This is a genomic window from Leisingera sp. ANG59 (genome assembly GCF_013317235.1).
Classification (GTDB): domain Bacteria; phylum Pseudomonadota; class Alphaproteobacteria; order Rhodobacterales; family Rhodobacteraceae; genus Leisingera.
Map to the genome: position 1 here is coordinate 65672 of NZ_WLCM01000020.1, position 14786 is coordinate 80457.

Here is a 14786-nt window from a genome sequence, read left to right on the forward strand (position 1 = left end):
GGGGGCGGCAATCAGGGGTTGCATTCGGTTGGGGGCATGGCGATGCTCGGCGCCATTGAAAACGTTCGGATAACAGGACGCAGGTAGATCGAGGAATTTCCGTGGAAAATAGAGTATATGGCACCTTCGACGACGACTTTCTGAAGGGCACCAAAGAGGCTGATAATATTCAGGGGTTGGAGGGGAACGACACTATTCTCGGTAGCCTTGGTATGGACTACATCTGGGGAGACAGCGGTGACGATGTTATTGTCTATCGACCGCGGCATCTGCGGGTTGACCATTTCGACTTTGTCGTAAGCGGGGGCAAAGGTGTCGACACCTTGCGGTTGCACGCCGAAGGCGCTGCGCATTTCTCGCTGAGCGAACTGGGCGACATGGGTGGGTTGTCTGAGCTTGAAGTACTGCAGTTCTACGGAACTGAATCGGGCACCCGCGTGGAGGTAACGGCCAACAACTGGGTGTTCAAGTCGATGGCGGTCCGAAACAGCTTTGAAGGGGCTGTCGTCGTTTCGGGGTCGACCGAGGCAGAAGTCGACGATGTACTTATCCTACGCGCGTCTGTGTACCAGAACGTGAACGCAGACTTCTCATCCCTTGTGTTTCAGAATTGGGGTGCTGAAGACCAGGTTCGGGTAGAGGTCTACTCTGTGGCTAACCCAGGATCCGCCTATGTCAAGACAACGCACGTTTCGGACTTGGTCATCGGCGGTCAATGGGACGATTTGGTAAAGGGGAATCGAGGTGACGATCGGATTCTCGGAATGGACGGCAACGACAAGCTGAGAGGTGAATCGGGTGCAGATTCGCTAGTGGGTGGTGCAGGCCGCGACAAGCTGTGGGGTGGAAATGGCCGCGATACTCTGGAGGGGGGCACTCAAAATGACAGGCTCGTGGGGGGACGAGGCAACGATCAGCTGACTGGCGGCAGTGGCGCGGATGTGTTCATCTTCAATGACGGCGACGGGCGGGACACCATCCTTGATTTTGGCCAGGGCAATGACCGGCTGCGCTTGGATGAAGACATCTGGGGCGGGGGACTGGAGCCGGAACAGCTTCTGGATCAATATGCGCGGGTGGTGAACGGCAATACCCTGCTGGAGTTCGATGACCAGTTGATTCGCCTAAGAGGCGTCACCGACCCAGCTGCGCTGGTCGACGATATTTCTTTCTTCTAGCGCTGGTCGACCGTAATTGCGAGCCACCAGGGACTATCCTGAGTTTTGTGCCCTGGCGTGGTAGCTCAATTTTGAGGAGACCCACGTATGAGCATAGACAAAGACCTGTTGGACCGGCTGATGGAAGGGCGTTCGCCCGGCGACCTTTTCGGCAAGGAGGGCATTCTTTCCGAACTGACCAAGGCGCTTGCGGAACGTGCGCTGAGCACCGAGTTGGACGAACATCTCAGCGAAGAGCGCGCGCAGGAGCCGCCTGAAGGCCAGAACCAGCCCGCCAANGGGACTATCCTGAGTTTTGTGCCCTGGCGTGGTAGCTCAATTTTGAGGAGACCCACGTATGAGCATAGACAAAGACCTGTTGGACCGGCTGATGGAAGGGCGTTCGCCCGGCGACCTTTTCGGCAAGGAGGGCATTCTTTCCGAACTGACCAAGGCGCTTGCGGAACGTGCGCTGAGCACCGAGTTGGACGAACATCTCAGCGAAGAGCGCGCGCAGGAGCCGCCTGAAGGCCAGAACCAGCCCGCCAATCGACGCAATGGCAGCAGCCGGAAGACCGTGACCACCGACACCGGCAAGGTGGTTCTGGACATTCCGCGCGACCGGAACGGGACCTTTGACCCGGTTCTGATCGCCAAGTATCAGCGCCGCTTTCCGGAGTTCGACACCAAGATCATCAGCATGTACGCCCGCGGCATGACGACCCGGGAAATCCAGGGCCACATTGAGGAGATCTACGGCTTCGAAGCGTCGCCCAGCCTGATCTCGGCCATAACTGACACCGTGATGCAGGAGGTGACGGCCTGGCAGAACCGCCCGCTTGAGCCCTGCTACCCGGTGGTGTTCATGGATGCGATCCGGGTCAATATCCGCAGCGATGGCGCGGTCTCGAACAAGGCGGTCTTCGTGGCCCTGGCGATCCTGCCGGACGGCACACGGGACGTTTTGGGCCTGTGGTTCCAGGCCAATGAGGGGGCCAAATTCTGGGCCAAGGTGCTGAGCGATCTGCGCAACCGCGGCGTTCAAGACATCCTGATCGCCGTTGTGGACGGCCTCAAGGGCTTCCCCCAGGCCATCGAAGCGGCCTTCCCCCGAACCCAGGTCCAGACCTGTATTGTCCATCTGCTGCGCCATTCCATGAGCTTTGCCAGCTACAAGGACCGCAAGGCCGTCGCCGCGGCTCTGAAGGCGGTCTATACGGCCGTTGATGCCGCGGCGGCCGAAGCCGCGCTAACCGAATTTGAAGCGAGCGATCTGTCAAAGCGCTACCCGGCCATAGCGCCGAGCTGGCGGCGGGCCTGGAACGAAGTCATTCCGTTCCTTGATTATCCGCCCGAGGTGCGCCGGCTGATTTACACGACCAATGCCATTGAAGCGCTGAACTCGAAAATCCGCCGCGCGGTCCGAACCCGCGGCCATTTCCCCAGCGATGAGGCGGCGGCCAAGTTGATCTATCTGGCGCTGAATGCTACCTCAGCTGAGTGGAAGCGGTCAGTGCGCGAATGGCATGCGGTGAAAAGCCAACTCGCTATCATGTTTGAGGAACGCTTCCCGTTGGCGTAAGAAAAGGCGCCAGGGCACGAAATTCCGCACAGTCTCNATTTACACGACCAATGCCATTGAAGCGCTGAACTCGAAAATCCGCCGCGCGGTCCGAACCCGCGGCCATTTCCCCAGCGATGAGGCGGCGGCCAAGTTGATCTATCTGGCGCTGAATGCTACCTCAGCTGAGTGGAAGCGGTCAGTGCGCGAATGGCATGCGGTGAAAAGCCAACTCGCTATCATGTTTGAGGAACGCTTCCCGTTGGCGTAAGAAAAGGCGCCAGGGCACGAAATTCCGCACAGTCTCCAGTGCGCTGCGCCGCAGAGTTTCTCCCTCCGCATTGCAGAAGGATAAACGGCCTTTCCCGCAGTGCAGGGCGGATCCGTCTGTGGCCTTGCAACTGATCGAGCATCGCACAGCGGTTCTAAAGGCGGAAATACCGCACATAGTGATCATCCTGGAGGACTCTGCCTATTTGGTTAGACGGGTTCCGTCCAATGGCACTGCGGCAGCAGACAGGGTTCTCGGCGTATCGCCGCTCTTTGATGGCCCGAAGTGTTTTAGGATCTGGACCCATGGAGCATCTAATTGGGCAGGAAGGCCCGAAAACCTTTGAATTCCGTGCAGGCAGGCCGCTAGCCGACCGCAACTGTCTCATTCGCATGCTCAATGAGACAGTTTTCCCGTCTCAAACGAGAGATCAGCCCTGGCGCTTTCTAAGGCCGGTGAGTGCAGCAATACTTTGCCCGGCAACCAGCTAGAGACAGACGCAGCCGGCCGCGGGCAGATCCGATATCCGGCCTCTTCACAATACTTGACGGAGAACTCAGAAATTGACGACATCTTACAAGGACCAAGCCGCGGCAATCGACAGGCGCGCAGGCGCGCTGTTCAAAGCGGCACCAGGGGTCATGTCACCCTACAGCCAGCTTGTGAAAGCGGCTTCAGCTGAGGCGGAGCTAAGCAGCAAAATCAAGGAACTGATGGCGTTTTCGATCTCGATCGCAATCCGCTGTGAGGATTGCATCCTCTTCCACCTGCGCGCGGCGCTGAAACATGGGGCCAGCCGGGACGAGGTTGTCGAGGCTATCTCTGTTGCAGTCGAGATGGGCGGCGGGCCGTCGGTGGTTTACGGCGGGCGGGCATTGGAAGCGCTGGAAGGTCTGCTGTGACAGCCGGGCGGGACTGGCCAAGTTGGACACAGCGCAGGATTTCAGCGAAACTCGCCTGACAAGCGGGACACAGCAGAAGGGCTGAATAACGGGAGGTGCAAGCAATGTCCGCTTTTTTGGACAGGGCATCCGTGGACAAGTTGATCCGCTCCTCGCGGGAGCGGAGCCTGTCCAAGCATAGCCTGACGTCAAGCGCCAGGAACCCGATCCTCAGGCTGCAGGCAGATGAAATCTGCCACCGCAATGAGAAATTCCTGGATCAGGCCGGCGGGGCAGTGGCGGAAGTCGATAAGTCCGCCCTGCTGCCCAGCCGCTCCCGCTATTGCCTGCTGATCACAGATGCCGACGGGATTGTTATTGAATCCTATGCGCCCGAGGGGGTGGAGGCGGAGTTTCAAAGAAGCGGCCTTGTCAGGGGCGCAGTCTGGGATGAACGTGTCGCGGGCACCAATGGGGTCGCGATGGCGATGCAATCCGGCCGTGTTCTGACGGTGCGCGGCGGGGAGCATTTCTATGATTGCTTTCACCGGCTCAGTTGCAGTTCGGCCCCTTTGACAGATGCCCAGAACAACCTGATCGGAACGATAACGCTGGTTGGATCGCTGCATCGGCGTCCTGAGGAATACGCATTGTGCGAGCAGGTCGTGCGGCGTGCCTCCCGTCAGTTCCAGACGCGCCTGTTCCGCAATTTTCACGCCGACAAGCTCACCGGGCGGGTGCTGTCGCGCAATCTGGAACAGCACCGCTGCTTCGAGACTTTGGTGGCTTGCAATGAGGAAGGTGTCATCATCTCGCATCTGCCGCTGTGGCGCGATGCAGCACGGCCGGCTGAGCACCAGGGCCTGGCGGGGCGGCACATCTCCGATCTGAAAGACCTTGAGGTCAGCCTGCGCGGACCGGCTGCAATCCCGCCCCGGCGCAAAGTCCTGCACCCTGACAAGCCGCGTCTTCCTGCCCGGATAGACAGGAATGCTGTTCTGGGGCGGCTGGCGGCAGAAGGCGGCGGCCTGCCGGTTCTGGCGGAACGGGCGCGCAAACTGGTGGCGCACCGGGTGCCGCTGCTGATTTGTGGCGAACCGGGTGCGGGGACCGGACTGTTTGCCCGGGCGCTGTTGGAAGACCAGGGTTTGGACACGCCAATGGCGCTCACCCTCGATGCGGCCCGCAACGGCACCGAAACGGATCTCGCGGAGGCGTTGAACAGCCTGGACTTTCTCAGCGATTACCCGGTTGGCGACACAGTCCCGACGCTGATCCTGAAGAATGTCGAAACTCTGCCGGCAGAAGCGCAGGCAGTCCTCGAACGCTATCTTGACAGCAGCCGGGCAGACAGCAGCTCAAAGGCGCATCCTCCGGTGTTGCTATTCACCGCGGGCAAACCGTGGCTGCAGCTTGAGAGTGACGAGGGCATTCCCAGGAACCTCTTGTATCTGCTGGCGCAGTCAGTTGTTGAACTGCCGCCGGTTACCGAGCGGGATTGCGAGACAGTGCTGGCAAATGTCATCGCCGAGAGTTTTGATACTCCTATCGAGATCGCTGAAAGCGCCTTGGAGGTGCTGGCCGGATACCATTGGCCGGGCAACAGGAGGGAAATGCTGGCTGTTCTGCGCGAGGCGGTGATTTGCGGCAACGGCAGGCGGATCAACGTGACCGACCTGCCGGCACGCTTGCTCGCGCCGCGGGAGGAAAGTTCTAAAGCGCTGACACGAGCGTCGCTGCGAGACGCGTTGGACAGCACAAACTGGAACGTGACAAAGGCCGCGCGCCTGCTGGGCAAGAGCCGCGCAACGCTCAACCGCTGGATTGCCTCGGAAGGGCTGCAGCGTCCGGAATAGTTTCTTGGACCTGCACCCGATCAACCAAGTGCGCCCAGGAACCCGGCAAAGCAGCGTGCCTTGATTTCGATCAGGAACCCGGTGCGAACAGGTCTTCAACCCTTCTGAAATCACGCTACGGCGAAAGCGCTGGCCGTATCGGACAGGCGCGAGATCGCCGCGGAAATTGCGAAGGCCATTATGCCAAGCACTACCGCTTTGCGCCACGAGATGCGGATCTTAGGCGAGATACGGTCAGTAAACACAATCAATGGAAGAGCCATTGCGTAAATGGCAAACTGACACAGCTCCAACCCCATCGCGAAAGAGATCAGAACCAGAGGATCAAACTGGCCCGTGAAAAGCGCTTCGGACGCCGAAGCGGCAAAACCGTAACCATGAATCAATCCGACAATCAGAAGGCTTGCCCAACCGAACGCACGGCCCTGTCGCAGGAAAACGGCGGTGCAGGCGTAGATGATCGACAAGATGATCGCAGTTTCGACCACCGGCACGAACCAGGACGCTGACGGTGCAAAACTGTAAAGGCCGGCCACGAGGGTGGTCATATGCCCGACAGTGAAGGCTGAGGCCCAGGAAAGTGCCTGACGCCAGTGCTGCGCCGCGATGGCGATCAGGATGATCAAGGCCAGGTGATCGAGCCCGCGATAAATGTGCTCGGCCCCTGACTTGGCGGTGTCCAGCAGGATCCTGGTTGTCGTCGGCAAGGCTGGAAAGGACACTTGCAGCACGCCCATTGTCGCCCTTGTTTCGATGCCTGTTTCCCGGTGCAGTTTCGTCACTGTCCCGAGACTCTCCATCACACGGAAATTCCGACCAAGCTGGGAGGTCAGGCTTAGTTCCTGCGACAGGATGCCGGAAGGTACGGAGATCATAACATCAAGCGTGAGATCGAAATAAGGCAGCGGTGTTTCGCGGTCTTTGCTAAACGGAGCCTCAAAGGCAGACAGCGCGGACTTGAGGGTGCCGAATGAGGGCCGTGTGCTGTCTTCCCAGAACCTGAACTTCTCGACCCGGGTTTCCTGGCGTTGTTCTGAAACCCATAGTGTTACAACCTCGCGAAGCCGCAGTTTCAACGCCTCATCCGCCGCTGCGAGGGCGGTCGCGTCCAGAACCGGTTCGCCGTTCATTTCAGCAGCAAAGGGAGGAAGCCGAACCTCGTCGCTGCCTTGCCAGTCATCGGGCAAAAGCGCTAGGGGCGCGGGCATGCGGATCAGGATGATCGCCCGATCATTGCCTTGCGCCGCGATATGGATGATGCGCGGATCAGCGTTGCTGAAATGCGCAAGGGCACCCTGAGGGCCGCAGAAAAGCACGGCAAGCGACAGTAAAGCGATAAACAGGCTTCTTCGGTATGGAACGATCCCGGAAAATCTTGGCTCCGTCATATCAAATCCCTCCATCTTCCGGACCCCTGATGTCGATTGCAGAGGTCCGGATTGTTGTGATTTCCTGGTTTTCAGGAACGCGGGTCCCAAAGACGGCTATCGCCCCTTTGGTCGAATGCGATGCCGTCGGGATGGCTTACGATTTCCATCTGCATGCCCCAAGGCGACAGGAAGTACACCCATTCCAGGCCTTCCAGTTCCGTTCCGGGCAGCGGGTGGGGCGCCTCCAGGACCTGAACACCGTTGTCGCGCAGATATTGCGTCGCCGTGTTGATATCGTCGACATAGAGCGCGATATGATAGCCGCCGATGTCGCTGTTCTTCGGCGGGGTCTTGTTTTGATCCGGAGCAGTGTATTTGAACACCTCGAAGGCAGGGCCGTTGCCACAGCGCACCATTGTGATGATGTCGATCACGGCACTGGCGTCGACATTGAGATTCTTGGTCATCCAGTCATCCTCGAACGGGCCGAACGGACCGAACGAAAAAAATGACTCGCAGCCCAGCACGTCGACGAGGAATTCCACCGCCTCGTCAACATCCGGCACCGTAATTCCGATATGTTGCGTGCCGCGCATGCCGGGCATCTGGGCCACAGCCGCGGCCGGTATGCTCAATCCCAGCAGGGTCATAAGGGTGATATTTTTCAGTTTTCCGAACATGTCGATTTCTTTCTGTTTTGTCGCCGCTTCGGCGGGCGTATAGGAAATTTCCGAAGCGGCAGGGGGCAGCCCGCCTCGAAAGAACGTGCCGCCAGGGAAAAAACGTGCCGCGTCAGATGTTCTGCGCGTTCATTTCCTGTGCGATGTATTCCGCCTGGCGGATGGCCAGCGCCACGATGGTCAGCGTCGGGTTGCAGGCCGCCGAGGAGGTGAACTGGCTGCCATCCGAGACAAAGAGGTTATCGATGTCATGCGCCTGCCCGTAGGCATTGACGACACCCTTCGCGGGGTCGGCGTGCATCCGGTTGGTGCCCATGTTGTGGGTCGCCGGATAGGCGGGCAGTTCATAGACATCGGTGGCGCCGACGGCCTCGTAAATCTGCGCCGAGGTCTCATACATATGTGCCGTCATCTCGTAGTCGTTGTTATGCGGGGTCTTGGAGACGACCGGCACCGGCAGACCGTGCTGATCGGTCTCGCTGCCGTGCAGAGTGATCGCGTTGCGCTCCTGCGCCAGATCCTCGCCCAGCACCCAGACTCCTGACATCCGGTCGTAGTTTTCCAGCGCGCCTGCCACGCTGCGGCCCCAGCCGGTGTTTCCCGGTTCCAGGAAGGCGGCCATGAACGGCAGGCCAAGCGATAGGAATTCAAGGTAGTATCCGCCGCTGAACCCGCGCGAAGCGTCGTGGTAGACTTCATCGCCGACGATCCCGGCCACCGAGGTGCCGCGGTGCATATGCACCTTCTCCGGCAGCACCGCATAGACTCCACCGGTGGTGTGGTTCATGTAGTTCTTACCCACCTGACCGGAGGAATTGGCAAGGCCGTCCGGGAACATCGCGGAGGCCGAGTTCAGCAACATCCGCGGGCTTTCGATGGAATTGCCCGCGACGCAGACAACACGCGCCTTCTGGCGGTGCTGGTTGCCCTCGCTGTCTGCATAGACCACCGCGTTCACCTTACCTGCATCGTCATGCTCGATCCGCAGCACCATCGCATCGGTGCGCACCTCGCAGTTACCGGTGTCCTCGGCGCGGGGCAGTTCGGTGTACATCGTCGACCACTTGGCGCCGATGGCGCAGCCCTGCATGCAGAACCCGATCTGCTGGCAGGCCGGGCGGTCATCACGTTCAACCGAGTTGATCGCCATCGGTCCCGAGCGGTAATCGCTGCGCCCGGTGCGGCGACAGCCTTCGGCCAGCACCCGGAACCCGTTGTTCCAGGGAAGATGCGGCATGCCGGTGGTTCTGCCGGTGACGCCCATCTTCAGTTCGGCCTTTTCATACCACGGTGTCATTTCCGCCAAGTCGATCGGCCAGTCTTCGACATTGGCGCCGTCGATTTCGCCATAGGTGCTGCGGGTCTTGAACTCGAAATCCTTGAACCGCAGGGCGACGCCCGCCCAGTGGATGGTCGAGCCGCCATAGCCTTTCACGATCCAGGCAGGCAGCGTCGGGTGGTTCACCGCCCCGTGCCAGCCGCCGCCGGAATAGCGTTTATCCAGCCAGGAGATTTTCTGGAACATTGCCCATTCGTCGTTTTCGATATCGCTCAGGTCAAACCGCTTGCCAGCTTCCAGAACAACCGATTTGACACCTTTCTGGGCCAGTTCGTTTGCCAGGGTGCCACCGCCCGCGCCGGAGCCGATGATGACAACCACATTGTCGTCGTTGAGGTCGAATTTTGTCATGTCAGCCTCCCCTTATGCCTGAACGTCGGCCATGCGTTCCTCAAGGGTCGGCCCCTCGGGAACAAAGGTGATGTCGGAGAACCCACGGTCGATGTAGCCGCCGTGCTCAACTGAGGAGCCCTCGTAGCCGAATAGCGGCCAGACTTCCTTGTTGTCGTAGATGCCAAAGTAGGCGGTCCAGCGGACGCCCTGAAAGAAGCCCTCGTCCTGAAAATGGCGTAGCAGGCCTTCGCGGGCATCGGGATCTTCGATACCAGTATAGGGGGTGCCGAACAGCTCCTGCGCCTTTGCGTCGATCCGCGCCAGACCGTCAGTCAGCCCCTTTGCGGTCTCGGTGTCACCTTCAGCGTTCTTCATCACCGTGGCGGCTATCGCCTCGTAGTGTGAAACCTGCAGCACATCCGGATGCGGGTAGATATCCTGGATCATCCGCAGCAGGCTGGCGCCCTGCGCCTCGTCCAGCACCGCTGATGACGCAAAGGATGCGCTTCCGAGCATGGCGTTGGTGGTGACGCCGGCCATTGTGGTCGTCATCAGGAACATGCGGCGGCTCATGGCGGCTCGGCCGTTCTTCTCCTTGCCGCGCCAGTGGAATCTGATTGTCATGGTTACTCTCCTCCCAGTGAGTGGTGTTGATGCGGTCAGGCCGCTTTTCTTTCGCGGCGCGCCAGAGCAGTCAGCCGGTCCTCCGCAGCTCTGATCAGGGCGCCGGGAAAGGCTGATTGGCGCATGGCGCCGGGCAGCAGCGCGTCCAGGGCAATATGGGCACCCGCCCGCAATGGCGGTTCTGCTGCGAAGGCGGCGGCCTGCAGCTGCTGCAGGACCGGCCACAGATCCGGTTCCGGTGTCCGGACGAGCACCGCGGCATGTGCCAGCACAACCCGCCCTTGCGGCGCGGCGCGCCAGCGCTGTGCGGTGCCAGCCAGTTTGCGGCCGTGCGCAAGGACGTTCCAGGCGCCATCGCAGAAGGCACCCGGGCAGGCACCGGTTTCTGCGGTGATGTCAAACCGGGTCAGCGCCTCAGTCACTGCGCCGCAGATCATCCGGTAGCCGTCCTCCACCGTGAATCCCGCCGTGCAGGGCAGTACCATGGCAAGGTTCAGGGTGGCGGAACCTTGCGGAACTATGCCGCCGCCGCTGCCGCGGACGGTGACCGGCCAGCCCCGTTCCGCCGCTTCGCCCAACGCGCGCTGCAACCCATCCCTGCGTGCCACGGCAACCGGAACCACCAGCGCGTTTTCTGCCGCCTGCCACAGCATCAGCGCAGGCTTGCCCCGTTGCAGCAGCGCGGCCTCCCGTGCAATGCCGTCTGCGGCGGTGGAAAACGGCGCGGTGATCATGGCGCGAAACCTTCAATCGCCTCGCAAAGGTCCGAAAGGAACTCCGCCGCCGGGGCACCGTCGATGGCCCTGTGGTCAAAGGTCAGCGACAGGCCCGCATAAGGCTTCCAGGCGATGCCATCGCCGTCGCGCACCGCGGTTTCGACCGTGCGTCCAATGCCGAGAATGGCAATCTGCGGCGCATTCAGGATCGGCGTGAACTGCTCCACCCGGCTGAGGCCGAGGTTGGAGACCGTGAAAGTGCCGCCTGTCATCTCCGGCACTGTCAGCTTGTTTGTCCTTGCGCGGGCCACCAGATCCCGCCGCGCAGCCCGAAGGCCTTCAAGGTCCAGGCTTTCCGCCCCGAAGATAGCGGGGGCCGCCAGCAGGTTGCCCGGCAGGGCGATGGCAACCCCCAAATCAATGGCATCCGACAAATGCACCGCGCGGTCCTGCACGGTGCCGTTGATGTCCGGATGGCGCCGCAGAGTTCGGACCACCGCACCCATCAGCAGGTCTTCGACCGACAGCGCGGTGCCCGCTTCCTTGAGATGCGCCTTGGCCGCCAGCAGCGCAGTCATGTCTGCCCGTGCATGGTGGGTCAGCTGCGCCGCGTCGCGCAGCGAGGCGCACATCTTGTCAGCGATCATCCCGCGTGCTCCGCGCAGGGGAACCACAGCAGGACTTGCCGCCTGCACGGTCATGAGACCGCTCCGATCACGTCGCCCTTGGCCGCAACTTCGTCCTGCTGCTTTGCGATGCTCAGGGTGCCGCTTGCCGGTGCGGTGATTTCGTACTGGATCTTGGCCGTCATGATCTCAGCAATCAGCGCGCCCTGGGTGACTTGTGCGCCGTCACTTGCCAGCCAGGCGGTGATGACGCATTCGTCGTCGCCCTCCCACAAGCCGGATGGAATGATGATATCGTTAGCCACTTGGCAATCTCCTCTTGCCGCTACCCCGGCACGGCGGGGCAGCTGATTGTTTCTAGGAATTTTGAGTGCGTTCAGGCCGGAACCGGCGCCCCGCAAAGTTCGCGGGCGGCTGCGGCGATTTTGTCCGCATTGGGCAGGCAGTGCTGTTCCATCACCCGGGCGAAAGGGATCGGCACATCCGGATAGGCGATCCGCCGCGGCGGCGCCTTCAGGTCTGCCATGTTGCTCTCGGTGACCGTGGCGATGATCTCACCCGAGACACCGTAGCTGTGATAATCCTCATCGACCACAATCAGCCGCCCGGTCTTGGCGACACTGGCGCGCACCGTTTCGCGATCCAATGGCACAAGCGAGCGCAGATCGACCACTTCGGCGCTGATGCCTTGCTGGGCCAGCGCATCGGCGGCCTTCAGCCCGTGATGCACGCCCTGGGCAATTGACACGATCGTCACATCGCGCCCTTCGCGGGCAATGGCCGCCTTACCGATCTCAACTTCATAGCTTTCGTCCGGCACATGGGTAATTGCGCCCGCCTCGGTGCCCAGCCAGCCCATCCCCTGCAGCCCTTTGTGGAACATGTAGATCACCGGGTTCGGATCGCGCAGCGCCGCAGTCATCAGCCCTTTGGCGTCATAAGCGTTGGAGGGGCTCACCACCTTCATGCCGGGCAGATGCGCAAAGCTGCCGTAAAGGCACTGCGAATGCTGCCCCGCATCCGAATAGCCGCCGCCGGTCGAGGTCATCAGCACCATCGGCACGTTGAAATTCCCGCCCGAGAAGTAGGTGTTCTTGGCCATCAGGTTGTAGATCGCGTCAAAGCAGACGCCGAAGAAATCGACGAACATCAACTCCACCACCGGTTTCATCCCGTCCTGCGCCGCGCCAACCGCAGCGCCGATAAAACCGGTCTCCGAAATCGGCGTGTCGCGGACGCGCTCCTTGCCAAACTCCTCCAGCAAGCCGCGGGTGTTGCCGAAAACGCCGCCCAGTTCCGCAATGTCCTCGCCCATCACAAAGACGCTTGGGTCGATCCGCATCTCCTGCGCCATCGCCTCGGCCATGGCCCGTGCGATTGTCAGTTTCCGTTCATTTTCCATGTGTTTTCCTCCCTCAGGCTTTCAGGCAAAAACGGCTGTCAGCGCGTCTTCGGGTTTCGGATCGGCGCTGTCGCGGGCAAAGCGGATCGCCTCATCCACCGCCGCTTGGGCGCTGGTTTCCAGCCCGTCCAGTTCGGCATCCGTGAAACTGCCATCCGCCAGCAGACTGGTCCGCATCACCGGAATCGGGTCCTTGGCAAACAGCCCGTCTTTCTCGCCATCGGGGCGGTAGCCCTCGGCATCGCCCATGAAGTGGCCGGCCAGCCGGTAGGTCTCGACCTCGATCAGCGTCGGGCCTTCGCCGCGGCGCGCCCGCGCGATGGCTTCGCCTGCCACCTCGTAGATCTTCAGGGGGTCGTTGCCGGGAATGTAATGGCCAGGAATGCCATAGGCCGCCGCCCGGTCCGAGTTGCGCTTGATCGCGGTGGAGGCTTCCTTGGAGACCGAAATCCCCCAGGCGTTATCCTCAACCACCACCACCATCGGCAGCTTCCAGACCGCCGCCAGGTTCAGCGCTTCGTGAAACGCGCCCTGGTTTGCCGCGCCTTCACCGATGAACGAAACCGCAACCCCCGGCTTGCCCTGGATCTGGCGCGACAGCGCCGCGCCGGCGGCGGGTCCCATGCCCTGCGCGATGATGCCGGAACAGGCGAAATTCACCTCGGCATCGAAGATATGCATATGGCCGCCGCGGCCGCCGGACAGGCCGGTTGCCTTGCCGAAAATCTCGGCGGCCATCTTCTTCAGGTCCACGCCCTTGGCAATCGCCTGATGATGCGGGCGGTGCGTGGCCGTGACCACGTCCCCGGCCTCAAGATGGGCGCAGACCCCCACGGCAACGGGCTCCTGACCGTCCGACAGGTGCATCTCACCCGGGATCGGACCGTCCGCCATGTTGAAGACAGGCGATTTGCCTTCCATGTAAATCTTTTCGATGGCGTTCTCGAAACGACGGCTTGTCACCATCTTTTCATACATCCACGCCAAGGTGTCTTTTGCTGGCTGCATAATTCCTCTCCTCCTTGTCGGGGAAAAGGCTGCCGCGCTGCCGACACCGTTGACAGCGTTTTCAGGCGTTCGTGGACGGTTCGTGAAAAACTGTCTCATTCTACAGGGCTGCGAGACACCCGCTAGAAAAACGAAGCACTAGGATTGTTGTTATGCCGCCGCTGGAAAGAGCGGAGGCGGGAAGCCTGATATCCCTCAGGGCTGCACCGAGCCGGAATCACTGAATGTGCTGCGGGCAAGAACTGATGCCTTCTCCAGGAATTGCCTCTTGTTTCCTTCAGTTGGAAAATTGTGGCAGCTGCGGATGCGATTGGCTCTTTGCCGATTTAGTTTCTATATGTGCTGGCTGTGTCTGCCGCATCTCGATAACGGCAACGTTGCACTTTGGGCTCGAGTACCAGCCATTGTGCGAACTCTTGCAAGACCTTGCGTCTCGAATGTTGAGCCTGGCAGCAGCCAGTTGAGGTTATGGAAGACGCAGCCAAGCTGCGGAACTGGATGGCCGGTTCGGTGAAACCCGCTGCATTGCAGAAAGGCTGCTGTTGCAGGTGCAAAGAAGTCCTTGCGTTTTCTGCAAGCGCATTCTCCGCAGCTGCATAAGTCCGGATTGTCCGGCTCACTACTAGTCCAAGCCCGGCCAGGCGAACGGCCTCTGTCTCGGAGATCAGCCATTCACGCCGGGAACGGCGAACTTGCGGCATTGAGCCCATATGTGTAAGGCTCCGGCGAAGACCGCGGTCCCATTGGCGCTGTGATGTGATACCCGTTGTTCATGGAGATCGACGAGGACAAGATCGACGACGCGGTTCTGGGACTGCTCTGGTTGACGCTGCATGATGAGCGTCGCGCCTGGAAGGGAATGGACTGGTCGGCACTGGATCGATTGCATCGGAAGGGTTTGATCCATGACCCGGTTAACCGGGCCAAATCTGTCGTGCTGACTGATGAAGGGCTACAGCGCT

General features: G+C 60.7%; 14 protein-coding genes and 1 pseudogene. 6 read left to right on the top strand and 9 right to left on the bottom strand.

What is annotated here, in order from left to right; genetic code table 11:
- The first annotated feature begins 101 nt into the window (after positions 1 to 101).
- The 5 genes and pseudogenes from GKC28_RS16845 to GKC28_RS16865 all read left to right on the top strand — a co-directional run bounded on the left by GKC28_RS16845 (position 102) and on the right by GKC28_RS16865 (position 5726).
- On the top strand, positions 102 to 1178 hold the full coding sequence (locus GKC28_RS16845) for a calcium-binding protein (protein ID WP_174148159.1): 1077 nt from the start codon (positions 102 to 104) through the stop codon (positions 1176 to 1178).
- Between the two features lie 337 nt (positions 1179 to 1515).
- Positions 1516 to 2739 (top strand): IS256 family transposase, encoded by a 1224-nt coding sequence (locus GKC28_RS16850; RefSeq protein ID WP_174148160.1) that lies wholly within the window; start codon positions 1516 to 1518, stop codon positions 2737 to 2739.
- A 37-nt stretch (positions 2740 to 2776) separates the two neighbouring features.
- Positions 2777 to 2989, top strand: a pseudogene (locus GKC28_RS16855) (transposase); the annotation flags it as partial.
- Positions 2990 to 3552: 563 nt separating this feature from the next.
- On the top strand, positions 3553 to 3891 hold the full coding sequence (locus tag GKC28_RS16860) for a carboxymuconolactone decarboxylase family protein (RefSeq protein ID WP_217434123.1): 339 nt from the start codon (positions 3553 to 3555) through the stop codon (positions 3889 to 3891).
- Positions 3892 to 4022: 131 nt separating this feature from the next.
- A complete protein-coding gene (locus tag GKC28_RS16865; RefSeq protein WP_174148161.1) occupies positions 4023 to 5726 on the top strand; it encodes a sigma-54-dependent Fis family transcriptional regulator in 1704 nt (567 codons plus the stop codon).
- Positions 5727 to 5836: 110 nt separating this feature from the next.
- Here GKC28_RS16865 and GKC28_RS16870 read toward each other — a convergent pair whose 3' ends face one another.
- The 9 genes from GKC28_RS16870 to GKC28_RS16910 form a co-directional block, all read right to left on the bottom strand.
- Positions 5837 to 7129, bottom strand: a complete 1293-nt coding sequence (locus GKC28_RS16870; protein WP_174148162.1) for a HupE/UreJ family protein — start codon at positions 7127 to 7129, stop codon at positions 5837 to 5839.
- Between the two features lie 56 nt (positions 7130 to 7185).
- Complete coding sequence (locus GKC28_RS16875) at positions 7186 to 7776, bottom strand: VOC family protein (protein ID WP_217434124.1); 591 nt, start codon at positions 7774 to 7776, stop codon at positions 7186 to 7188.
- 112 nt (positions 7777 to 7888) lie between these two features.
- Positions 7889 to 9466 carry a GMC family oxidoreductase gene (locus GKC28_RS16880; RefSeq protein WP_039147887.1) on the bottom strand — a complete coding sequence of 526 codons (1578 nt, stop codon included), beginning with the start codon at positions 9464 to 9466 and terminating at the stop codon, positions 7889 to 7891.
- 12 nt (positions 9467 to 9478) lie between these two features.
- Complete coding sequence (locus GKC28_RS16885; RefSeq protein ID WP_174148163.1) at positions 9479 to 10072, bottom strand: hypothetical protein; 594 nt, start codon at positions 10070 to 10072, stop codon at positions 9479 to 9481.
- Between the two features lie 35 nt (positions 10073 to 10107).
- On the bottom strand, positions 10108 to 10806 hold the full coding sequence (locus GKC28_RS16890; protein WP_174148164.1) for a lipoate--protein ligase family protein: 699 nt from the start codon (positions 10804 to 10806) through the stop codon (positions 10108 to 10110).
- The gene (locus GKC28_RS16895; RefSeq protein ID WP_174148165.1) at positions 10803 to 11489 is read right to left on the bottom strand and encodes a 2-oxo acid dehydrogenase subunit E2; all 687 of its coding nucleotides are present in this window, start codon (positions 11487 to 11489) and stop codon (positions 10803 to 10805) included. The genes GKC28_RS16890 and GKC28_RS16895 overlap by 4 nt, the downstream gene beginning before the upstream one ends.
- The gene (locus tag GKC28_RS16900) at positions 11486 to 11719 is read right to left on the bottom strand and encodes a biotin/lipoyl-containing protein (RefSeq protein WP_039147883.1); all 234 of its coding nucleotides are present in this window, start codon (positions 11717 to 11719) and stop codon (positions 11486 to 11488) included. Before GKC28_RS16900 ends, GKC28_RS16895 begins: the two co-directional genes overlap by 4 nt.
- A gap of 71 nt (positions 11720 to 11790) precedes the next feature.
- Positions 11791 to 12816, bottom strand: coding sequence for an alpha-ketoacid dehydrogenase subunit beta (locus tag GKC28_RS16905; protein WP_174148166.1), 1026 nt, complete (start codon positions 12814 to 12816; stop codon positions 11791 to 11793).
- Positions 12817 to 12837: 21 nt separating this feature from the next.
- Positions 12838 to 13824 carry a thiamine pyrophosphate-dependent dehydrogenase E1 component subunit alpha gene (locus GKC28_RS16910; protein WP_254604280.1) on the bottom strand — a complete coding sequence of 329 codons (987 nt, stop codon included), beginning with the start codon at positions 13822 to 13824 and terminating at the stop codon, positions 12838 to 12840.
- A gap of 772 nt (positions 13825 to 14596) precedes the next feature.
- On the opposite strand from GKC28_RS16910, the gene GKC28_RS16915 reads away from it, so the two are divergent.
- Positions 14597 to 14786: DUF6429 family protein (locus GKC28_RS16915; protein ID WP_174148167.1), on the top strand; the 190-nt coding region annotated here is incomplete at its 3' end.

Coding starts and splice junctions, on each gene's coding strand:
- GKC28_RS16850 (WP_174148160.1), top strand. CDS start 1,516: ATGAGCATAGACAAAGACCTGTTGGACCGGCTGATGGAAGGGCGTTCG.
- GKC28_RS16870 (WP_174148162.1), bottom strand. CDS start 7,129: ATGGAGGGATTTGATATGACGGAGCCAAGATTTTCCGGGATCGTTCCA.
- GKC28_RS16875 (WP_217434124.1), bottom strand. CDS start 7,776: ATGTTCGGAAAACTGAAAAATATCACCCTTATGACCCTGCTGGGATTG.
- GKC28_RS16880 (WP_039147887.1), bottom strand. CDS start 9,466: ATGACAAAATTCGACCTCAACGACGACAATGTGGTTGTCATCATCGGC.
- GKC28_RS16885 (WP_174148163.1), bottom strand. CDS start 10,072: ATGACAATCAGATTCCACTGGCGCGGCAAGGAGAAGAACGGCCGAGCC.
- GKC28_RS16890 (WP_174148164.1), bottom strand. CDS start 10,806: ATGATCACCGCGCCGTTTTCCACCGCCGCAGACGGCATTGCACGGGAG.
- GKC28_RS16895 (WP_174148165.1), bottom strand. CDS start 11,489: ATGACCGTGCAGGCGGCAAGTCCTGCTGTGGTTCCCCTGCGCGGAGCA.
- GKC28_RS16905 (WP_174148166.1), bottom strand. CDS start 12,816: ATGGAAAATGAACGGAAACTGACAATCGCACGGGCCATGGCCGAGGCG.
- GKC28_RS16910 (WP_254604280.1), bottom strand. CDS start 13,824: ATGCAGCCAGCAAAAGACACCTTGGCGTGGATGTATGAAAAGATGGTG.